27 protein-coding genes are annotated in these 20,113 nt (G+C 66.7%); 7 read left to right on the forward strand and 20 right to left on the reverse strand.

Annotated features, from left to right (window positions below):
- Positions 1-5: 5 nt before the first annotated feature.
- Genes NOV74_RS13990 through NOV74_RS14000 form a run of 3 tightly spaced genes read left to right on the forward strand, consistent with a single transcriptional unit; the run spans position 6 to position 2,386 of the window.
- A complete protein-coding gene (locus NOV74_RS13990) occupies positions 6-1,079 on the forward strand; it encodes a permease (RefSeq protein WP_257313706.1) in 1,074 nt (357 codons plus the stop codon).
- A gap of 8 nt (positions 1,080-1,087) precedes the next feature.
- Positions 1,088-1,318, forward strand: a complete 231-nt coding sequence (locus NOV74_RS13995; protein ID WP_257313709.1) for a thioredoxin family protein — start codon at positions 1,088-1,090, stop codon at positions 1,316-1,318.
- A gap of 27 nt (positions 1,319-1,345) precedes the next feature.
- Complete coding sequence (locus tag NOV74_RS14000) at positions 1,346-2,386, forward strand: prephenate dehydrogenase/arogenate dehydrogenase family protein (RefSeq protein WP_257313713.1); 1,041 nt, start codon at positions 1,346-1,348, stop codon at positions 2,384-2,386.
- A gap of 7 nt (positions 2,387-2,393) precedes the next feature.
- On the opposite strand, the gene NOV74_RS14005 is transcribed toward NOV74_RS14000, so the two are convergent.
- The 15 genes from NOV74_RS14005 to NOV74_RS14075 form a co-directional block, all read right to left on the reverse strand.
- On the reverse strand, positions 2,394-3,095 hold the full coding sequence (locus NOV74_RS14005) for a DUF2461 domain-containing protein (RefSeq protein WP_257313716.1): 702 nt from the start codon (positions 3,093-3,095) through the stop codon (positions 2,394-2,396).
- Positions 3,096-3,322: 227 nt separating this feature from the next.
- Complete coding sequence (locus NOV74_RS14010; protein WP_257313719.1) at positions 3,323-3,415, reverse strand: Fe-Mn family superoxide dismutase; 93 nt, start codon at positions 3,413-3,415, stop codon at positions 3,323-3,325.
- A gap of 168 nt (positions 3,416-3,583) precedes the next feature.
- Complete coding sequence (locus tag NOV74_RS14015) at positions 3,584-3,676, reverse strand: Fe-Mn family superoxide dismutase (RefSeq protein WP_257305687.1); 93 nt, start codon at positions 3,674-3,676, stop codon at positions 3,584-3,586.
- 237 nt (positions 3,677-3,913) lie between these two features.
- Positions 3,914-4,492: a Fe-Mn family superoxide dismutase gene (locus NOV74_RS14020; RefSeq protein WP_257313722.1), complete on the reverse strand. Its 579-nt coding sequence runs from the start codon at positions 4,490-4,492 to the stop codon at positions 3,914-3,916.
- 196 nt (positions 4,493-4,688) lie between these two features.
- On the reverse strand, positions 4,689-5,132 hold the full coding sequence (locus NOV74_RS14025; RefSeq protein WP_257313725.1) for a Dps family protein: 444 nt from the start codon (positions 5,130-5,132) through the stop codon (positions 4,689-4,691).
- A gap of 10 nt (positions 5,133-5,142) precedes the next feature.
- Positions 5,143-5,685 carry a DUF3501 family protein gene (locus NOV74_RS14030; protein ID WP_257313728.1) on the reverse strand — a complete coding sequence of 181 codons (543 nt, stop codon included), beginning with the start codon at positions 5,683-5,685 and terminating at the stop codon, positions 5,143-5,145.
- Between the two features lie 7 nt (positions 5,686-5,692).
- Positions 5,693-6,166, reverse strand: coding sequence for a rubrerythrin family protein (locus NOV74_RS14035; RefSeq protein WP_257313732.1), 474 nt, complete (start codon positions 6,164-6,166; stop codon positions 5,693-5,695).
- Positions 6,167-6,333: 167 nt separating this feature from the next.
- Positions 6,334-6,813: a HugZ family pyridoxamine 5'-phosphate oxidase gene (locus NOV74_RS14040; protein ID WP_257313735.1), complete on the reverse strand. Its 480-nt coding sequence runs from the start codon at positions 6,811-6,813 to the stop codon at positions 6,334-6,336.
- A gap of 56 nt (positions 6,814-6,869) precedes the next feature.
- Positions 6,870-7,742, reverse strand: a complete 873-nt coding sequence (bla, locus tag NOV74_RS14045) for a class A beta-lactamase (protein ID WP_306672509.1) — start codon at positions 7,740-7,742, stop codon at positions 6,870-6,872.
- 66 nt (positions 7,743-7,808) lie between these two features.
- Positions 7,809-7,982: a hypothetical protein gene (locus NOV74_RS14050; RefSeq protein WP_257313738.1), complete on the reverse strand. Its 174-nt coding sequence runs from the start codon at positions 7,980-7,982 to the stop codon at positions 7,809-7,811.
- A gap of 47 nt (positions 7,983-8,029) precedes the next feature.
- Entirely contained in the window at positions 8,030-8,503 is a 474-nt protein-coding gene (locus tag NOV74_RS14055; RefSeq protein WP_257313741.1) for a YaiI/YqxD family protein, read from the reverse strand.
- Complete coding sequence (locus NOV74_RS14060; protein WP_257313744.1) at positions 8,500-9,033, reverse strand: NADPH-dependent FMN reductase; 534 nt, start codon at positions 9,031-9,033, stop codon at positions 8,500-8,502. Before NOV74_RS14060 ends, NOV74_RS14055 begins: the two co-directional genes overlap by 4 nt.
- Positions 9,033-9,257, reverse strand: a complete 225-nt coding sequence (locus tag NOV74_RS14065; RefSeq protein ID WP_257313746.1) for a hypothetical protein — start codon at positions 9,255-9,257, stop codon at positions 9,033-9,035. Before NOV74_RS14065 ends, NOV74_RS14060 begins: the two co-directional genes overlap by 1 nt.
- On the reverse strand, positions 9,254-9,640 hold the full coding sequence (locus tag NOV74_RS14070) for a DoxX family protein (protein WP_257313748.1): 387 nt from the start codon (positions 9,638-9,640) through the stop codon (positions 9,254-9,256). The genes NOV74_RS14065 and NOV74_RS14070 overlap by 4 nt, the downstream gene beginning before the upstream one ends.
- Positions 9,641-9,729: 89 nt before the next feature.
- On the reverse strand, positions 9,730-10,029 hold the full coding sequence (locus tag NOV74_RS14075) for a YciI-like protein (RefSeq protein WP_257313751.1): 300 nt from the start codon (positions 10,027-10,029) through the stop codon (positions 9,730-9,732).
- Positions 10,030-10,282: 253 nt separating this feature from the next.
- Between NOV74_RS14075 and NOV74_RS14080 the strand changes: the two genes are divergently transcribed.
- Together NOV74_RS14080 and NOV74_RS14085 are read left to right on the forward strand one after the other, a co-directional pair.
- Positions 10,283-10,741: an SRPBCC family protein gene (locus NOV74_RS14080; protein ID WP_257313754.1), complete on the forward strand. Its 459-nt coding sequence runs from the start codon at positions 10,283-10,285 to the stop codon at positions 10,739-10,741.
- Between the two features lie 98 nt (positions 10,742-10,839).
- Positions 10,840-11,736, forward strand: a complete 897-nt coding sequence (locus NOV74_RS14085) for a CPBP family intramembrane glutamic endopeptidase (protein WP_257313756.1) — start codon at positions 10,840-10,842, stop codon at positions 11,734-11,736.
- Between the two features lie 22 nt (positions 11,737-11,758).
- On the opposite strand, the gene NOV74_RS14090 is transcribed toward NOV74_RS14085, so the two are convergent.
- The 5 genes from NOV74_RS14090 to folE all read right to left on the reverse strand — a co-directional run bounded on the left by NOV74_RS14090 (position 11,759) and on the right by folE (position 16,619).
- On the reverse strand, positions 11,759-12,076 hold the full coding sequence (locus tag NOV74_RS14090) for a hypothetical protein (RefSeq protein WP_257313759.1): 318 nt from the start codon (positions 12,074-12,076) through the stop codon (positions 11,759-11,761).
- 216 nt (positions 12,077-12,292) lie between these two features.
- Entirely contained in the window at positions 12,293-12,943 is a 651-nt protein-coding gene (locus NOV74_RS14095) for a YidC/Oxa1 family membrane protein insertase (RefSeq protein WP_257313761.1), read from the reverse strand.
- Positions 12,944-13,287: 344 nt separating this feature from the next.
- Positions 13,288-13,689, reverse strand: coding sequence for a hypothetical protein (locus NOV74_RS14100; RefSeq protein WP_257313763.1), 402 nt, complete (start codon positions 13,687-13,689; stop codon positions 13,288-13,290).
- Between the two features lie 303 nt (positions 13,690-13,992).
- Positions 13,993-15,969 carry a fibronectin type III domain-containing protein gene (locus NOV74_RS14105; RefSeq protein ID WP_257313766.1) on the reverse strand — a complete coding sequence of 659 codons (1,977 nt, stop codon included), beginning with the start codon at positions 15,967-15,969 and terminating at the stop codon, positions 13,993-13,995.
- Positions 15,970-16,055: 86 nt separating this feature from the next.
- A complete protein-coding gene (gene folE / locus NOV74_RS14110) occupies positions 16,056-16,619 on the reverse strand; it encodes a GTP cyclohydrolase I (RefSeq protein WP_257313771.1) in 564 nt (187 codons plus the stop codon).
- Positions 16,620-17,117: 498 nt separating this feature from the next.
- Between folE and purM the strand changes: the two genes are divergently transcribed.
- A complete protein-coding gene (purM, locus tag NOV74_RS14115; protein WP_257313774.1) occupies positions 17,118-18,152 on the forward strand; it encodes a phosphoribosylformylglycinamidine cyclo-ligase in 1,035 nt (344 codons plus the stop codon).
- A gap of 159 nt (positions 18,153-18,311) precedes the next feature.
- On the forward strand, positions 18,312-20,066 hold the full coding sequence (locus NOV74_RS14120; protein ID WP_257313776.1) for an NAD-dependent malic enzyme: 1,755 nt from the start codon (positions 18,312-18,314) through the stop codon (positions 20,064-20,066).
- The last annotated feature ends 47 nt before the right edge of the window (positions 20,067-20,113 follow it).

A 20,113-nucleotide genomic window follows, 5' to 3' on the forward strand; every position in this document is an offset into this window, starting at 1 on the left:
GTGCCATGACGGATGCTTCGAAAAGCTGTGCTTGTGCTGCGCCGACGCCGACTCCGCGCGGCGGCTTCTGGACATCGGGGGGGTGGCTGCTGGCCGCCCTCCCGGTCTGGGTCGGGCTTTACCTAGCGCTCCACCCGGCCGCCGACTGGCTGGCCTTCCGGGTCTTCGGCCTGGCGCCCGGCAGCCGCCTCGGCGAGGCGGTGGCCTTCTTCGCCTACGACGCGCCCAAGGTGCTGATGCTCCTGGCGGTCGTGGTGCTGGGCGTCAGCTTCGTGCAGACCTTCCTCAGCGCGGAACGCACCCGTGACCTGCTGGCCAAGCGCACGGGCGCCTGGGGCAACCTGCTGGCCTCGCTGCTGGGCATCGCCACGCCCTTCTGCTCCTGCTCGGCGGTGCCGCTGTTCATCGGCTTCGTGCGGGTGGGCGTGCCCCTGGGCGCCACCTTCAGCTTCCTGGTGTCGGCCCCCATGGTGAACGAGGTGGCCCTGTTCCTGCTGTGGGGCCTCTTCGGCTGGCGCATCGCCCTCCTCTACACCGTGACGGGCGTGGCCGTGGCCTTCGTGTCGGGCTTGATCCTCGGGAAGCTCCGCATGGAGCGGCACCTCGAACCTTGGGTGATGACCGTGCCCTTCACGGCCGCCGAGGCGGGGAGTGGCCCCGCCGGGATCGGCGCCCGCCTGGATCTGGCGCTCCAGGCGACGAAGGACATCGTCCGCAAGGTGTGGCTCTACGTACTGGCGGGCATCGCCGTGGGGGCCTTCCTGCACGGCTATGTGCCGGCGGAGCTGCTGGCGCGCTTCATGGGCAAGTCCGCCTGGTGGAGCGTGCCCCTGGCCGTCCTCATCGGCGTGCCCCTGTACTCCAACGCCGCCGGCATCATCCCCATCGTGCAGGTGCTGCTGGCCAAGGGCGCGGCTCTGGGCACGGCCCTGGCGTTCATGATGGCGGTCACGGGGCTATCCCTGCCCGAGACGGTCATTCTGCGGAAGGTGCTGAAGCCGCGCCTGCTGGGCGTCTTCCTGGGCGTCGTCGCCGCGGGGATCGTGCTGGTGGGCTACTTGTTCAATGTGTTGATGTAGGAGTGACCATGAAGATCGAAGTGCTGGGTAGCGGTTGCGCCAAGTGCAAGCTGCTGGCGGAACGGGCCGAGGAGGCCGCCAAGGGACTGGGGGTGGATTTCTCCCTGGTGAAAGTCACGGAGTACCCGGACATCGTGGCCCGGGGCGTGATGTCCACGCCGGGCCTGGTGGTGGACGGTGTGGTGAAGAGCCAGGGCCACGTGCCCACGGTGGCGGCCATCCGCGACCTGCTGCGGTAGGATTTCCCCACACCGCGAGGGGAGTTCATGCGCATCGGCATCCTGGGTTATGGCCGCTTCGGGCGCGCTCTGGGCGAGCTGCTCCGCGAGGCCGGCCATGGCTATCGGGCCTGGGATCCAGCGGTGGAGGTGCCGGCGGAACACCGGGCTCCGGGGCTCCAGGAGTTGGCGGAGGCCGAGGCCCTGGTGCTGGCGGTGCCCATCGCCGCCCAAGCCGCCGTGCTGGCGAGCCTGCGGCCCCACCTGCGGCCGGACCAGCTGGTCTTCGACGTGGGTAGCGTGAAGTCGGGCCCTTGCGCCCTAATGGACGCCCAGTTGGGGGCGGCCATCCCCCATGCCGGGACGCATCCCCTCTTCGGCCCCGTGAGCCTGGCCCGGGCGGAGCGGCCGCTGCGCGTGGTGCTCTGCCCCTCGGCCCGGCATCCGGCTGCGGCCGACCGCGTGCAGGCCCTGTTCGAGAGCCTGGGCTGCGAGGTGTTGCGTCAGAGCCCCGAGGACCACGACCGGGTTATGGCCACCACCCACGCTCTCACCTTCTTCATCGCCAAGGGCCTGCTGGCCGTGGGTGCCGGGGCCGAGCTGCCCTTCACGCCGCCCTCCTTCCACGCCATCGCCCGCACGCTGGAGTCCGTGCGCGAGGACGCGGGCCACCTCTTCGCCGCGCTGCAGAACCAGAACCCCTTCGCCGCCGGGGCCCGGGAAGGCCTGCTGGAGGCCCTCTCCGCCATCCACCAAACCCTGGCGGAAGCCGTGGCCGAAGGCGCGGACGAGCAGCAGCTGGCCATCCCCAGCCTGGGAGAGCGGTCCCCCATCCTCCAGGAGACCCGCGACCACATCGACGCCCTGGACCAGGAGCTGGTGGCTCTCCTCGCCCGCCGCACGGAGCTGGTGCTGCGGGCGGGCCGCGCCAAGGCGGAGCTGGGCCTGCCCGTGCACGACCCCGACCGCGAAGCCTCGCAGCTCCAGGCCCGCCGGGCCTGGGCCCAGGAGGCCCACCTGGACGAGCAGGGCGTGGCGGACGTCTTCCGGGCCGTGCTGCGCGCCTCGCGCGCCGCCCAGGGACGTTAAGGCACGCTTAGAAAGGCAGGTCCAGGGCCTTGCACAGGAAGGCGACGAGGGGAGCGGCCTGCCGGCAGGCGGCGGCCACCTGGTCGACGAAATCGGGAGCCAGCACCTGGGCGTTCGTGAAGCCGGTGGAGGTGTAGAAGTCCTTGAGCTTGAGGTCCTCCGCGCAGGGGTGGTCGGGATCGAAGCCCTGGGGGACCCGCTTGAGCGCGTCGCCTTCGATCTCCAGCCCGGACTTCCGGAGGGCCTTCCAGGCGGCGGGCTTGGTGGCGATGGCCTGGCGGACCTTGAACAGCGCATCGGGATCCGGGTGCCAGAGGCCGCCCCCCGCGAAGCTGCCGCCGGGCTCCAGGTGGAGGTAGAAGCCGGGCCCGTGGACGCCCCCGGCCAGCATGGCCCGGTGGGGGAAGTGGGCCGCGACGTGGGTCTTGTACGGCGTCTTGTCCTTGGCGAACCGCGTATCGCGGTAGATCCGGAACATGGAGCCGCCCGAGGGCCGCGGATCGGCGATGAAGTGGCGGCTGATGGATGCCAGCGGGCCGCTGAAGGCGGCGATGAGGCGAAGCATCGGCTCCCGAGCCTCGGCCTCGTACCGCGCCTTGTACTCCAGGAACCACGCGCGCTCGTTGTGGGCCTTCAGGTCCTTAAGGAACCGGAAGAGGCCTGGGCCCAGCGGGTTCTCCAGTCCAGAGGGAGTCGTCTTTGCGGCCACATCGCCTCCGGGAGGGTGCCATCAGGTTACGCCCAAAATGAGACGGCCCCCGCTCGGGGGCCCCACCACGAGCACGCGTCGAGAGGCACCGAGGTGCCTGCACCCATGGGCTTGCCTGAACGCAGAAGGCCGCCTTTCGGCGGCCTTCTGCGTCGGTGGCATAACCTCCTCGCCGGGTCCCGACTACGCAGGCTGCCCCGCAGCCTGCGTAGTCACCCGGCGGTCGGTCACTTCCCGAAGCTCTTGCTGACTTCGCTCCACTTGATGTTCTCGACAAATGCTTCGAGATACTTCGCGCGGGCGGTGCCGTAATCCACCATGGAGGCTCCGTCTCCAAGAGCGCAGGCCCGAAGGGACAAGCGATTGGGAGCACAGCGCGGGGCGCTGTGCGATAGACGGAGGTGTGCGACAGGAGAATAAAGGCGGGCCCCCGATCCGGGGGCCCAACCGCGAGCACGCGTTGAGAGGCGCTGAGGCGCTCGCGCGCCTTACTTCCCGAAGCGCTTGCTGACTTCGCTCCACTTGATGTTCTCGACAAATGCTTCGAGATACTTCGCGCGGGCGGTGCCGTAATCCACCATGGAGGCTCCGTCTCCAAGAGCGCAGGCCCGAAGGGACAAGCGATTGGGAGCACAGCGCGGGGCGCTGTGCGATAGCCGGAGGTGTGCGACAGGAGAATAAAGGCGGGCCCCCGATCCGGGGGCCCAACCGCGAGCACGCGTTGAGAGGCGCTGAGGCGCTCGCGCGCGGCATAACCTCCTCGCCGGGTCCCGACTACGCAGGCTGCCCCGCAGCCTGCTTCGTCACCCGGCGGTCGGTTACTTCCCGAAGCGCTTGCTGACTTCGCTCCACTTGATGTTCTCGACAAATGCTTCGAGATACTTCGCGCGGGCGGTGCCGTAATCCACCATGAACGCGTGCTCCCACGAGTCCAGCACCACGAGCAGGTCCTGCTCGATGGGCAGGCCCAGGTGATGCTCGGCCACGAAGTAGGTGTGCAGCTTGCCGTCGCGGCGGTTGCGGGTGAGCAGGGCCCAGCCGGGCCCGCAGAGCGCTGTGGCCTTGAGGTCGGCGATCACCTTGTCCTTGCCGCCCACGGCATCCAGGGCGGCCTTGAGGCCGGCACTGATGGTCTGGTCGGCGCCCAGGTTCTCGAAGTAGAGCTCATGGAGGAAGGAGCCGTTGAAGGCCACGGCCTCGCGGCGCTTCAGCTCGCTGTACTCGTTGAAGGAGTAGTTGGCCTTGGTGTTGTCCGCCGCCGCCAGCTTCTCCTCGATCTCGTTCAGCTTGGTGACATAGCCCTTGTAGAGGCCGAAGTGCTGGTCCAGCTGGGAATCGCTGAGTCCCTTCAGGGCGCCGCCCTTCAGGTGGTCGTAGTTCTTGGCGGTGTAAGCCATGGGTGTCTCCTTGGCAGCGCGACGCGCGGATGAGTAGTTTACTTAAGAAGTCGGAAATTGGATGAAACAGGCACAATGTTCAGGTGCGGGTCCGGTATCAGACGCGGCGGCCGGGCTTGGCCCGGACACCGCGTGGGGGTGCACGAGGGGGGACGCAGAGGACGCGAAGCGTCCGGGCGGTCCCCCCTCGTTTAGGTCAACCAAGCATCTCCCGCAGGAACCACGCCTCTTTCTGGTGGACCTGCACGAAGCGGGTGAGGAGGTCGGCGGTGCCGGGGTCGCCGGCGCCATTGGCCAGCTCGATGCCCTCGTGCATGTAGGTGATGACCGTCTCCTCGTTGGCCAGGGCCTCCTTCAGCATGGCTTCGGGATCCAGGCGGGCGGAAGGGCTGGAGATCTCCGCCTTCGACTGGGCTTCGATCTGGGCCGGGGCGTGCAGGGGCGTGCCGCCGACCATGCGGATGCGTTCCGCCAGCTCGTCCACGGTGTCGTCGGCGGCGGTGTAGAGGTCCTCGAAGCGCAGGTGGTAATCGCGGAAGTGGGGGCCGGTGACGGTCCAGTGGTAGCGCTTGGCGTTCAGGGCCAGCACGAAGGCAGTGGCCAATTCGGCATTCAGATGGTCGATGACGGAACGGTTCACGAGCTTCTCCTCAGGAAAGCCAGGCAACCCAGGCGGCGGGTGCGGGCCAGCGGCCCGGGGCCTCGGCGTGGTTGGAGACGAGGGCGGCGAGGGTGCGGCCGTCCGGAATCACGTAGCGCAGCGCCAGCACGGAAGGCAGACGATCCTGCGGCCCGGCGGTGCCACGGTCCACGACCGGGGTCGCCATGGTGCCGTCCGACAGCTCCAGCAGCAGCTGGTCCGGGAAGGTGTGCAGGACCGCCAGGCGGCGGTCCCGCACCTCATCCGGAAACCCCAGCATCAATGTGGCGGCGATGCTGCGGGCGGCACCCTCGCGGCGGGGTGCCAGCACAGCGAAGGAGGCGCGGGTCTCGGCCAGCTCATCCGCATCCACGGTGTCGGGCGTCTTGCCCTCGGCCCAGAGCGTTTCGATGATCTGATCCTCGACGCTCTCCGCCGTTTCCGGCTGGAAGGTGATGCCCTCCGCCAGCTCCAGCCGCAAAGCGGCCTGGCGGCCTAGGAAGGCCTGCCGAGCCTGGAAGCGGGCGCGCTCGGTCGCTGGATCAAAGGCCATCACGGCCTCAGACATGCTTCGCGATGTCGGCCGCGGGCTCCGCGAAGGCGGGTTTGGCGCCGGCCTGCAGCTTGGTGAGGGCCTCCTGAAAGCGACCCGCGTGGAAGCGCTCCACCTTGGCCAGGGTCTCGAACCAGGCGGCGATCTCGGCGTAGCCCTCTTCCTTGGCGAGGCGGGCGAACTCGGGGTACATGTCCGTGTACTCGTAGGTCTCGCCAGCCACCGCGGATTTCAGGTTGGTGAGGGAATCGCCCAGGGGCAGGCCCGTGGCGGGATCGGCGGCCTTCTCGGCGAGGAACATCAGGTGCCTCAGGGCGTGGCCCGTCTCGCCATCGGCGCTGTGCTTGAAGAGGTCGGCGACTTCCTTGAGGCCTTCCTTCTCGGCCACCTGGGCCATCCAGGTGTAGCGGCGGTTCGCCTGGCTTTCGCCCGCGAATGCGGCCTTGAGGTTCTGATGGGTTTTCGAATCGATGAAGGACATGGGATCTCCTGAGGGGCCGTACTCGGCGGCATCAAGGTAGAGCCATCTCTGTGCCAAAGCAATAAGTCAAATCATTGAATAAATTCTGTAAATTCCAAGACTCACGATCCCAGGAGAATCCCGACCGGTCGAGAGCCGAATTGACGATATATCGAGAGGTAGCGGATTCAGCGAACCTTGGAGAGGCTGGCATGGATCTGGGCGGCATCCAGGCTGAGGGCACGGCCGAAGCCCAGCACCAGGCGCCCGGCGGTGGGCCGGAGGAGGAAGAAGGAGAAGTCCCCCAACCCGAGGGTCAACTCCGCTTGCGGGAATCGCGCCAGGTAGGCTTCCGCTGCGGATTCATGGCGATCCGAATCCCTGGGGATCTCCTCGGCCTCGCCTTGCAGGGTCACCCGGGGCAGGGCCAGGGGATCCTGACCCTCATCGAGGGGCGCCATGAGCATCAGGCTGACCGGGCTATCCGCCAGAAGGTCGCGGGTGTGCTGGGCCAGGCGGCTCACGTGGATGAGGTGACCCGAGCCGTCTGGCGCCGCGACCACCGGCACCATGGAGACGAACGGCACACCCTCATGCAGCGTGCCTAGGGAGGCCACGAGGGGCTCGGTGAGCAGGGCTTGGAGCATGGCTTCCGTGGTCGGTTCCATGACGGGCTCCTTCCAGGGCGGACTCACCATTCTCCTCCACCTGTCAGCAGGGGCGCTCACTCCTTGAAGACGGAGACGAGGATGCGTCCCACTTCGGCCAGCACCGCGTTGCGGTGATCCATGGAAGCGGTGGAGCCGGTGTAGTAGACCGCCACCAGGAGCGGCGCCCGGTGAGGCGGGCGCAGGATGGCCACATCGTTCACGGTGCCGCGTTCTCCAGAACCGGTCTTGTCACCGGCGGCCCAATCTGCCGGAAGACCCGCCCGGAGGCGGTTCCGGCCCGTGGTGCAAGCCACCATCCAGCCTTCGAGGCGCTGGCGGGAGGCGGGGCTGAGCGCATCGCCCAGCAGCAGGACCCTCAGGGTGTCCACCATGGCCGAAGGCGTGGTCGTGTCCCGGGGATCGCCGGGCAGGGCGGTGTTCAGCGTGGGTTCCGTGCGGTCCAGGCGCGTCACGGGATCGCCCAGCGTGCGGGCGAAGGTGGTGATGGCCTCGGGGCCGCCGAGGGTCTGGAGCAGCAGATTGGCGGCCGTGTTGTCACTGACCTCCACGGCGGCGGCACAGAGGTCCCCTACTCCCAGACCTCCCTCCGCCACGTGCGCCGTGGTCACAGGCGCGTAGTCCAGCAGGTCCGCCTGGCCGTAGGGGACGCGGCGGTTCAGGGCCTCCTGGCCTCCATCCACCCGGGCGAGTACGGCGCCCGCCAGCAACACCTTGAAGGTGCTGCACAGGGGAAAGCGTTCGCCGCCCCGGTGGTCCAGGCGGCGGCCCGAACCCGTATCGAGGACGGCCACCCCCAGGCGCCCTCCGGCGCGGGCTTCCAGGGCCGCCAGACGCGCCGGGGCGGATGGCGCCGGCCATGGCACCTGCGGCGGTGCAGCCTGGAGGGGCAGGAGCAGGCAAGCGGCGGCGAGCACAGTCCAGGTCATGGAACTCCCGGGAAAGGCTTCCCTTCTACCACGACACGGAGTACTCGGATCTGGCTCGACGGCGGCCTACTCGGTCTCCTGGCCCTCTTCAGGGGTACCCTCGGGGTCGTCACTCTCTGGAATGTCGTTGCCCAAGGCGTCCTTCTTCAGCGCCTTCTTCTGCAGCTTCTCTTCCTTCTTCTTCTGGCGGGCGAGATCCTTCTGCCGCTTTTCGAAGTTGTAGTTGGGCTTTCTGGCCATGGCACGTCCGATCACGAAAAGGGTGAAGCCTCAGCCCTATAGGTAGTCTAACGCCTCACGCGCCGCAGTGCCTGGATCAGGTCGTCCAGCCGCTGGAGGAAGGTGGAGCGATCCCTGGCCGTGTAGGGGGCCGGGCCGGTGCCCAGCTCGCCCATGGCCCGCAGGTGCGTCATCAGCTCGCGGCTGGCCAGGGCGTCGCCGATGGAATCGGGCGAGTACACCCGGCCCTTGGCGTCCAGGGCCCGGGCGCCCTTTTCGAGGCAGCGGGCCGCCAGCGGGATGTCCGCCGTCACGGCGATGTCCGAGGCCGTGATGTTCTCCACGATCCAGTCGTCGGCCCCGTCGAACTGCCCCTTGGCCACCACCACCGACTCGAACAGCGGATTCCGGGGCACCCGCAGGGGGGCGTTCGAGACCAGCAGCACCCGCAGCCCGCAGCGCGTCGCCACGCGGAAGACCTCGTCCTTCACCGGACAGGCGTCCGCGTCCACGAAGATGCGAATGCCGGGCTCCGTGTTCATGGGGTACCGGCGGCGGCCAGGGCCCGCAGGGCGGCTTCCACCCGCGCCACCTGGGCCGGATCGGCCAGCCGTCCGTCGGCGTCCAGGCTGGACGCAGCCAGGGTGAGGCAGAGCGACGCCTCGGGCACCACCCGCGCCGACATCACTTCCAGCGTGTGGGCCAGCGAGGCCTGGGCCTTGGCGCCCCCCTCTGGTGAGGGCGAAGCGCTCCAGGCCGCCACGGGCTTGCCCACACAGACGCCCGAAGAAACCACCCACTCCAGCAGGTTCTTCAGCACGGCGGGCATGGCGTGGATGTACTCCGGCGTGCAGAAGAGCAGGGCCTCCGCCGTCTGGATGCGGCGGCGCAGATCGGCGACCGGCTCGGGCGGCGGGTCGATGTCCCGCTCGGGGCTGAAGTGCGGCAGCTCGTCCAGCCGCTCCCAGGCCTCGAAGCTGAGGTCCGGCGGCGCCAGGCGGGCCGCCTCCCGGAGCAGGCGTGCGTTGAGAGAGCCGGCCCGCAGGCTGCCGGCCAGGGTGAGCACACGCATCAGCCCTTCCGCGGCCACACCAGCACGACCCCCACCGCCATGGCCGCGAGGGCCGCCCAGACGGGAATGTGCATGGAATCCCTTTCCTTCACGGTGAATTCCAGGGGGCCCAGCTTGGCGTCGTGGCTGTCCTTGGTGTAGCTAAAATCGGGCCGGATCAGGGCTGCCAGACCCAGGAGGATGAGGGCCAGACCCGCGAGGAACTTGATGCTTGCTGGTTTCATGCCTTCTTCTCCAGGCACCACATCACGCCACCGCGGGTGGCCAGGAACAGGAACAGGAAGCAGTAGACCACCGCCAGTTCCCCCTTGTTCACGGCGGGCCAGAAGGCGGCGCCGAACTGGAACTTCCAGTGGAACTGCAGGTAGGCCACGGCCATCATGCCGCTCAGGATGAATCCCGCCAGCCGGGTGCGGAAACCCACCAGGATGGCCAAGCCGCCCACCAGTTCAAGGAGGCCGCCGATCCAGAGCTGCGAGCCCACCGGAAGCTGACTGCCGCCCAGTACCCCGAAGAGCTTCTGGATGCCATGGAAGGCGATCAGCAGGCCCGCCACGATCCGCAGCAGGGCGTAGGTGTGATCGGTGTACTTCTCAAGCCACGACATCAAAACCTCCCAGGGCGCATGGGTGACATTTTGCCCAGATCGGACCGGCAGGAGGCGGTCAATGTCGTTCAGGCCCAGGCCGTTCCAGCCTAGGCGTGGGCAGGCGTGGCCGCGTCGGCACCCACGATGGTGATCCAGGGGCGCACCCGCCAGCGGTGCACCAGGCCGTGGAGGACGTAGGGATCCGCTGCCGCGAAACGCTGGGCCGCCGCCGAGGTGTCTCCCTGAAAGAGGAGGATCACCGAGTCCACCGGGTCCGCCAGAGACCCGGCCAGCACCAGTTCACCCCGCAGGTGGGCCTCCCAGGCCAGGGCCAGATGCTCTTTCCGGAACTCCGCCCGGCGCTCCACATACTCCGGGCCCACTTCGTAGATCAGGAGGAAGTGCATGGATCTACCTCAAAGAAGGGAAGCGGCCACCGAGCACGCCACCTCCACCCAGAAAGATGGGGCGAAGGGTTCTAACGCGCCCTCGATAATTTCCACGACCTGTGCCGGCTGGACTAGGCCTTCCGGGGAGTAGGGGTCGGTGCAACTCCGGGGCCAGGCCCGATCTGGACGCTGGGCAGGCCAACCGGGTAAAAGGTACCCTGTCGATCGCCGGTCAGGGCGGCCGGATGAACTTGCCACCAAGAGGGTGCCCATGAGCCCATCAAACACCGATCGCATCGAGAAGCAGATCCTGGTGCGGGCACCGCAGGCCCGCGTCTGGCGCGCGCTCACGGACGCCGGGGAATTCGGCACCTGGTTCCGGGTGAAGCTGGACGGCCCCTTCGTCCAGGGCGGGCGCACCACCGGGCACATCACCTACCCCGGCTACGAGCACCTCCGCATGGAAGTGCAGGTCGAGCGCCTGGAACCCGAGGTCCTGTTCGCCTTCCACTGGCATCCCGCCGCGGTCGATCCGAAAGTGGATTACGCCAGCGAGCCCACCACCCTGGTCGAGTTTCGGCTCGAAGCCGCGGGCGAGGGCACGCGGGTCACGGTGGCGGAATCCGGTTTCGACCGGCTGCCCGCCAACCGGCGCGACGAGGCCTACCGCATGAACGAGGGCGGCTGGGTCCAGCAGATGGGCAACCTCCAGCACCATGTGGACGGGTGAAACCAGCCTCCAAGACGCTGCCCTTGGCAGGGCTTCGTCATGGGCCCGTAAACGATCCTCGACTCCGGGCGTAACTCAGCTTCAACCCGGAGCTTGGAATGGAATCGATCTTCTTCAATGACCGCAAGGTCCTGCGCAACGGGTGGTGGGTGCTCATCTACCTGGGCATCCTGGTGGCCTGCATCAGTGGCTTCCAGCTCCTGATCCCGGTGCTCAAGCGGGTTGGCATTCGCAATGGGGAGTGGGTGGTGGGCCTGCTCTTCGGGTTCTCCCTGCTGGCCACCTGGATCTGTGCCCGGCTACGCAAGGAACCCCTGGCCAGCATCGGCTGGCGGCTGGACGGCCACTGGGCCAGGGAGTTCGCCTGGGGCACGCTGGTCGGCGCCGGGGTGATGGTGCTGGCGGCCGGCCTGCTGTGGGCGGTGGGCGGCGTCACCTGGGAACTGGACCCCGCCCACGACCTCCGGGCCCTGGGCCTGGGCTTGGCCCTGTTCATGGTCGTAGCGCTGTGGGAGGAGAACCTGTTCCGGGGCTTCGTCTTTCAGCGGCTGGTGGACGGTTTGGGCGTCTGGCCCACTCAGGTGATCATGGCGATCTTTTTCGGCGTGGCCCATTGGGGCAACCCTGGCATGCACGGCGCGGTGAAGCTCTGGGCCACCCTCAACATCTCCCTGGCTGCGGTGTTTCTGGGCCTGGCCTACCTCCGCACCCACAGCCTGGCCCTGCCCATCGGCATCCACCTCGGCTGGAACTGGACCCAGGGCAATGTCCTGGGCTTCGGCGTCAGCGGCACCACGGCCCAGCACGGCTGGGTTCATCCGGTCTTCCAGGGGAAACCCGAATGGGTGAGCGGCGGGGCCTTCGGGTTGGAAGCCAGCCTTCTTGGCGTGATCGCGGTGCTGGTGGGCATCGTCCTGCTCTGGCGGTGGCAGGGTTCGGCCGGGAGGCCCGCCGATGGCGCCCGGCCTGAACCCTGGCGTCCCGAATCCGCCTGAACGAGGCCTCAGCCCCCAAGGTTCAACCTTTGGGGCCAGCATCCTTTTTGGCGGGCTTGCGGCGGCGCTCCGGCTTCTTCGGCTTGGCCGGGGGCCGAGTGGCGCTGTCGTACAGGCCCTCCAGACGGATGGCCTTGGCGGAGGTGTCCGCCGCCTTGTGGATCTCCTTCAGCACCGAAGCCACCAGATCCAGGTCCGCCGCATCGCCCTTCAAGAGCTCCTGGAAGGCCGCCGACTTCAGGGCCTCCAGCCGCTTCGACTGCCGCTTTCCCGCCGCCCAGTTCAGCAGCTTGGAGAACAGCTCATAGCCGAGCCTGAGTTCAGGGGTGGGGAGGGACATGGAGGGCAGTCTAGCGGAGGAGAAAGCAAAATTTGCCACCGATGAACACCGATAAACACCGATGAAAGAATGATTTTGTTCTTATCGGTGTTCATCTGTGTTCATCGGTGGTTAAAACGCTTTTGCCTTTCCAGTTTCAAGGCACCACCCAGTTCACCAGTTTGGAGAACAATTCACAGCTGAGCTTGAGCTCAGGGACGGTGGCAAGCCTATGAATTAGGCCACCAGGGGCCTCCGCCGGGCCAGCAGGCCGCGCAGCGCGAGCACCTGGACCACGGTGACGGCGTTCGAGGTGGCCCAGTAGATGCCCAGGGCGGAGGGCAGGGCGGCGACGGCGATTACCGAGATCACCACGGGAATCCCGATCATGACCAGCATGGACGTGTGGCCGGTGGCACCGGGCATGAGGGCCGTGCCCAAAAGCATCAGGGTGCCGACGAGGACGGTCAGCGCGAGGTCGGGTCGCGCGAGGTTGGGAATCCACAGGAACCTGGAGCTGAACACCATGCGCTTGAGGACCTGGAAGATGCCCAGGCCGAAGAGCCCCTGGGAGCCCATGTTCAGCACGGCCACCTTGTCCATGAACGTGATGCCATGCTGGCGGTACAGCGCCATGGTCTGGGCAGCCAGCTCGGTCGGGTTGTCCTTGAGCCGCTCGCGCAGGTTCTCCAACTCGGGCTTGAGGCGCTCCATGGCCTCCTTGTTCTTCTGGGCCTTGTAGGCGGCCGTCAGCGACACGGGCATCAAAGCTGTGCGGGCCATCAGCGTGAGGGCGATGATCGCCGCCGCCTCCGAAAGCCCCAGGTGCGTTCCGAGAAAGCCGAGGGCGGTTTCAAGGAGGTGGGTCCACATGGTCCACAGCGGCATCGGGACTCCTGGGTCAGGGTGGAAGGATGGTGACAGATCTGGTTGAAACAGGTGGGTGCCATGTGGGAGAAAGATCTATTTGCCACCGATGAACACCGATAAACACCGATGAAAGAATGATTTTGTTTTTATCGGTGTTCATCGGTGTTCATCGGTGGTTAAAAAAACTTTTGCCCTTCCATACCTGCGGTGGCCGCTAGTCCCCGAACAGGTTCTGCACCTTGCCTGTTCGGTCCTTTCTATGTGGCTAACAGCTATGGTTGAGGCCGATTTTCATGTTCAGGTAATTGGCAGAGCCTGAGGTTCAAGTTGACCGCAGGTTTGACGGCTTGTGGACAGAATCATTACTTCAAGAACTTGATGAACACACAGAAGGCTTTGCTTGGGGTTCTCGAATTGTACTGATTCCAAATGGGTGCATCCCCCAGTTCAAAGCTTTTAATAACAATCGCATCAGCCCCAAGTTCACAAGCTTTTGCCTGGATTGAGGGCAGCATCGAGTTGAAATTTTTGCGAGTGAAGGTGCCTGTATCTGTGGTTGCTGCAACTATCGCCACTTCTTCGTATTGGCGAGCCGAAGGAAACTGCGAGAGGAGCGCGACCTCACTACCCGACGGTTTGGGGACAGGAGGGATTTTCGCAAGCAGAACCACGTCTAAGGTCACTTCAGGGGTGGTCTGATTTCTAATAGAGGGCGGAATGCATCCAGTTAATACCAGCGCGAAGATGACGGCGAGGGTTTTCATGTTGCCTCCATGGCCTAGGAAAGGCATCAAAGATGCAGTCAGACATGCCTCTGAAAGCTGAACCAAGTGCGTGATGCAAAGTGCTGGAGAACAACCGGATGGGGGTCGATCATGCACTTCATATCAATTCCTATGACGCCCTATGCGTGGGTAGTCACTGAACCTTAACTCGAACGAACTTCTTGGTGGTTGGATAGGTGGCCCGCCATAACCCGGAACCTCCTGGCCCGGAGGTACCCATGCCGGTGGGCAGGGCGCGAATCGGCCAGCCCGGGTGGCTGGGCGAAGGGGGTAAAGAGGCGCCTACTCATGCAAATCGAAGATGTCGGCTGTGTAGGCGGACGGTTTGACCACGATATGCAGATGGTTCGCGCCATCGAAGCTGGTCTTGAAGTAGGGATAGCTCAGGCCCGTGACCGGCAGGACGGATTCGGCCCAGCCTTGGGTGGTCTGGGTGAAGAGGATGAGGCCGAGGTTCGTATGGCAGACCGCCGCGACGCGGGTTCCATCGGGGGAGAGGGCAACCGACACCAGGGTTGTTCCCATGTGGGCAAACGTCTTCAGGAGGACGGGCGGTTGCCAGGTGCCATTGACTTTCTGGACCACCCAGAAGGCGTCATTCATGGGGTTCGTATCGAGAACCTGATAGAACGCCCAGGCCGTGTTCGCATCGGCCCATACACCATCCTCAAAGTAATAGCCGCCGCCGGAAGGCACCGTGTTGGGCAGAACCTGCGAGGTCCAGGTGCCATCGGCATTCCGGGAGAGCTCTCGAGTGTTGAACCAAGTGGGGACGAGTACATGGGGTGTGTCGGAGGGATCAAGGAAGAGGCGGGGTGTTCCGCTGAACGGATCCCACGAACTCGTGGTTTCGAGGCTTTCCTGGACCCAGCTTCCAGCCACTTTGCGGAGATAGACGAGACCTGGGATGTTCCCGCCGATACCCGTGTCCTGAAGCACCTGGGGGGTTCCGGCCTGGTCGAGGCAGAAGGCGGTGCTCAGGGAACCATAGGTCACCGGCAGCTGCAGGACAGCCTCAGTCTTCCAGGCGGTCCCGTCGAACCAGGCATGGGTCAAGGTGGTCGAGGTGTTGGATTGGCTCTGGTACACGGCGTGTGGCAGAGACTGCGCGTCCAGCCTCAGGAATCCATCCTGTTGGGCGTACACGCTGGACGGAGACCAAGTGGTCCAGTTCCCCCAGGTGGTGGGGAAAATGGTGCAAGGAAAGGCCAGCCCAAAGGCCCAAAGACCGCCGGGGGACAGTGCCGCGGTATTCATCTGCGAGAGGGACGGGAGGGGCGTGGCCACCAGGATGGGGGACCCGGGCGTATCGGCGGGTGCGGCCGTGAGGGTCGGCCCCGTGGTCGAGTTCACGCCATCCGAGACGTTGATGCCATAGGTGTAGTAGCCAAGGGACAGGTTGTTGTCCTGGTAGGAGGTCGCCGAAGGTGGCAGGGTGGCCACGACGGCCGGCGCGCCGAACCCGGCAGGGCCACGGGTGATCTGGATCTGCGTGGCGGTTTGGCTCCGATTGACCCAGGTGAGGCCCACCGCGGTGGGCAGGGAGTGGGCCGCGAATGAGGTGGGGGCCAGGGGAGGAATGCTGATTCGTGGGGTGGGCGCCGTTGCGGCGCTGGAGACATTCCCGGCCCAGGCCGTGACGCGGTAGACATAGCCCAGGGTTTCGGCAACGTCCTTGTCCACGAATCCGGTGGCAAGGGGGATCGGCAAAGGGAGGCTGGACCAGGGGCTGGAAGGAACGCCGGTCAGATCGGAGGTGGCCCGTTCCAGGACGTACCGGTCCGCGACCAGGGAGGGTGCCGACCAGCTCACGGCAACGCCTCCATCCGTGGTGGAGAAACCGGCCTGCAGATTCGCCGCGGGAGTCAGGGGGACCTTGACCTCCGCGATATTGGAATAGGGCCCGTTGATGCTGTTCTTGACGGCATAAATACGGAAATCCAGGATCGTCAGCTCTGGAGGGGCCGAGGTGAAGGTCAGGGTTCCCATGGTCACATTGCTGGGAATCAGGGTCTGGTTGAGCTGGGAATACGCTCCCGGACTGACCCGGCCCTCCAGGTTGTAGCCGTCAGCCGTTCCCGTGAGCAGCGACCAGGTAAACGAGATCTCGGTTTTCGCGGCGTCATAGAGCGCACTGAGCTGCATCGCTGCAGGGCCAGCCGGAGGCGGTGCTGGCGGGGTAGCCGAGGAACCACCACCTCCGCCACAACCGATCCACAGCAGGCAGAACGCAAGACCGAAGCCCCAGGCTCGTTTCATGGGAGTACCTCGAAGGGAGAAGCTGCGGAGTCAGCATACTCACGTCCCCGGTCTTCTGAGCCGGCCTGACCCTGAACGGTCTCGATTCAGCCCCTGAACGGTGCAGGCGGGTTCGTGGCCCAGCTTCCACCCATCAGCGTGGTCCGCACGGGGACGCCGGGGGTCTTCACGCCGCGGTGGGCCATGCAGGTGTGGACGGCCACGAGCTGGACGCCCCAGGCGGCGGGGCGGAGGTGGCTCTGGAGGGCGTCGGCGATCTGCTGGGCCATGCGCTCCTGCACCTGCAGGCGCCAGGCGTAGGCCTGCACCACGCGCACGAGCTTGCTGAGGCCCACGGTTCCGCCTTCTCCGGGCAGGTAGCCGACGGTGGCGTGGCCTTCGAAGGGGGCCAGGTGGTGTTCGCAGGTGCTCACGAAGGGGATGCGCTCGAGGATGACCGGCACGGGCGAGAGGTCGCCGGGCAAGGGCTTCAGCTCCGCGCCCAGGTCCACCCCGTAGCCCGCCAGCCGCTCGGCCCAGAACTCCGCCACCCGGGAGGGCGTGTCCCTCAGCTCCGGCGCGTCCGGATCCTGCCCCAGGCCCCGCAGCAGGGCGCGGACGGCGGCCTCGGAGGCGGCGCGGTCGAAGGACGGGACGGGGGAATCAGCCATGGTCCGGTCAGTCTACGCCCGGGCTTGGCGCCGGAGGAGGAAAGCCTGGAACCGCGAATGGCGCGAAGGGGCACGAAAGCAAAGGCCAAAAGAGAAAAGCTGTTTTGCCACTGATTTCAGTGATTCCAGTGATGAAAGAAGTCGCCGTTCCAACGCAGCATGGGCTCATGGGGGGTGGCAGGGCCGCGCCTTTTTGGGAGCGCGGCCCCGGCACCCCCCAGACATGCGGGGGAGCCCGGCGGGCCCCGGGCGGTGGGGGGTGGGGGGGGGGGCGCGGCCCGGCTGTTGGGGGCCCCCCCCCCCCCCCACCCCCATGACTTCCGGCGAAGCCGGAAGCCGCCTGCGGCGGGCCCATGCGGGAATCCTCCGAGGCGCAATCACCGCAATCACCGTCCATCAGTGGCTAAAAAGGCCTTTCCAGTGGAATAGGCCGTCTCCCGAGGTTTGGCCTCGGACTCGAAAGATCCCTGTGGGATCATGGGGGATTCGGGAGGGGTGATGAGCGAGAAGGTCAGCTACGCGTCCAGTGGCGTGGACATCAACCGCCAGGACGAGGCCCTGAAGCGCATCAAGCCCCTGGTGAAGGCCACCAAGACCCCCGGCGTTCGCAGCGACATCGGCCTGTTTGGCGGCCTGTACAGCGCCCAGTTCCCCGAGGCCAAGCCCATCCTCGTCAGCAGCATGGATGGCGTGGGCACCAAGATGAAGGTGGCCCGGCGGGCCGGCATCTGGGACACCGTGGGCCAGGATCTGGTGAACCACTGCATCAACGACATTCTGGTGCAGGGCGCCCGGCCGTTGTTCTTCCTGGACTACATCGCCGCCCAGCAGCTGGAGCCAGAAGTCATCGAGCAGATCGTCAAGGGCATGGCCACGGCCTGCCAGGCGGCCGCCGCGGCCCTCATCGGCGGTGAACTGGCGGAGATGCCCGGCGTCTACGCCGAAGGCGAAGTGGATGTGGCCGGGACCATCGTGGGTGTGGTGGACGAGGCGGACCTGCTGCCGCGGCTCGACGCCATGGCCGAGGGTGACGTCCTCATCGGCCTGCCCAGCTCGGGTCTGCACACCAACGGCTATTCCCTGGCCCGCAAGGTCTGCTTCGAGCTCGAAAAGCTCGACGTGACCGACACTCTGCCCGGCACCTCGCAGACCGTGGCCCAGACCCTGCTGGCCATCCACCGCAGCTACCTCGCCCCCGTCATGCCCCTGGTGAAGGCACACAAGCTGGTGGCCATGGCCCACATCACCGGCGGCGGCCTCACCGATAATATCCCCCGCGTGCTTCCTAAGACGCTGGACGCCGAGATCGACACCGCCAGCTGGCAGATCCCGGCCCTGTTCCGCTTCCTCATGGCGAAGGGCGGCCTGGGCATCGACGACGCCCGCCAGGCCCTGAACCTGGGCGTGGGCATGGTGCTGGTGGTGAAGCCGGAACTGGCCGGCGACGTGCTGGCCCTCCTCCACGCCGACGAGGAGCCCGCCTGGGTGCTGGGGCGCCTGGTGCAGGGCGCCGGAGTCGTTCGCTACCGCTAGATCATCAATTGTTGGCCCGGCCGGAAGCCGGGACGCATATTGGGGCGTTGCCCGGGTTTCCGGCCGCCTCCCCCTGTCCGCGGGAAGGCTCTCCGAGGGGGGCGGATCGCCTGCATGGCCCGTGCCATGGAGGAGCCCTGTCCCGGCGGAGGAGGTCGTATGGAACGCTTTGGAGTGGAATGTGAACCCAGCGGCCGGAAGCGTCTGGCCGTGCCCTTCCGCGGCGTGCGGCTCCTGCGCAACCCCATGTACACGAAGGGGACGGCCTTCACCCAGGAGGAGCGCCTGGCCCTGGGTCTGGAAGGCCTGCTGCCCCACTCGGTGACCACCATGGAGCAGCAGGCCCGCCGCGTGTACGCCAGCATCCAGCGCAAGCAGGATCCCCTGGAGAAGTACATCGGCCTGGCGGCCCTGCAGGACCGGAATGAGCATCTGTTCTACCGGGTGCTCATCGATCACATCGAGGAGTTTCTCCCCATCGTCTACACCCCCACCGTGGGGCGGGCCTGCCAGGAGTTCAGCCACATCTTCCGTCGGGCGCGGGGCATCTGGATCACGCCCGAGCACCGCGGCCACATCGCGCAAGTGCTTCGGAACGCGGCCTTCGAGGACATCCGGCTCATCGTGGTGACAGACAACGAGCGCATCCTCGGCCTGGGCGACCAGGGCGTGGGCGGCATGGGCATCCCCATCGGCAAGCTGGCCCTCTACACCGCGGCCGCGGGCATCCCGCCCTGGCAGACCCTGCCCGTGAGCCTGGATGTGGGCACGGACAACCTGGACCTGCTGGACGATGAGTTCTACCTGGGCTGGCGCTCGCGCCGCCTGCGGGGCCCCGAGTACGATTCCCTGGTGGACGAGTTCGTGCATGCGGTGCGCCAGGTCTTCCCCAAGGCCCTGCTTCAGTGGGAGGATTTCAAAAAGTTCAACGCCTTCCACCTGTTGGACCGCTACCGGAAGGTGCTCACCAGCTTCAACGACGACATCCAAGGCACGGCGGCGGTGGGCGTGGCGGCCCTGATCGCCGGGGCGCGGGCCACGGGGACACCGCTCCGGCGGCAGCGGATCCTCTTCCTAGGCTCCGGCGCGGCGGGCATCGGCATCTCCCGCCTGGTGCGATCGACCTTGCGGCGGGAAGGCCTGGAAGGCGAGGACCTGGTGCTGGCCATGGCCAACCTCGATGTGCAGGGGCTCCTCCTGGAGGACGACCCCGGCCTGGATCCGCTGCAGCGGGACTTCGCCTGGCCGGTGCTGCTGGCCGAGCGCATGGGTCTGGGCCGCGACCAGAAGCGGGATCTCCTTTCCGTGGTGAAGGCCTTCAAGCCCACCATGCTCATCGGCACCTCCGGCACCGCCGGGGCCTTCACGGAGGAGGCCATCCGCGCGATGGCCGCCCAGGTGGAGCGGCCGGTGGTGCTGCCCATGTCCAACCCCACCAGCAAGTGCGAGGCCAAGCCCAGGGATGTGCTCGCCTGGACGGAGGGGCGGGCCTTCGTGGCCACAGGCAGCCCCTTCGATCCGGTGTCGTACGAGGGCCGGGAATACCGCATCGGCCAGAGCAACAACGTCTTCATCTTCCCGGGGGTGGGTCTGGGCGTGCTGGTGGCCGAGGCCTGTGAAGTTACCGACGGCATGTTCGCAGCCGCCGCCAAGCAGCTGGCTGAGGAGGTCCGGCCCGAGGATCTGTCGGTGGGCAGCCTCTTCCCCGCCGCCAGCCGGATCCGGGAGGTCACGGCCCACGTGGCCGCGGCCGTGGTCCGGGAGGCCCGGGAGATGGGCGTGGCGGCCCGGCCCCTGGCCGACGAGGACATCCCCGGCGCCATCGCGGCGGCCATGTGGAACCCCTGCTACCTGCCGGCCGACCCCGCGCCGGAACCTGCCATCGAGCGGCACCCGGAGGTGACCCTGGTTTGAGAGCAGACGGAGCGGCCCAATCGGACGGTGGCCAAGGCGGCCCATCG

Origin of the sequence: Geothrix fuzhouensis (assembly GCF_024609325.1) — a bacterium.
Taxonomy (GTDB): Bacteria; Acidobacteriota; Holophagae; order Holophagales; family Holophagaceae; genus Geothrix; species Geothrix fuzhouensis.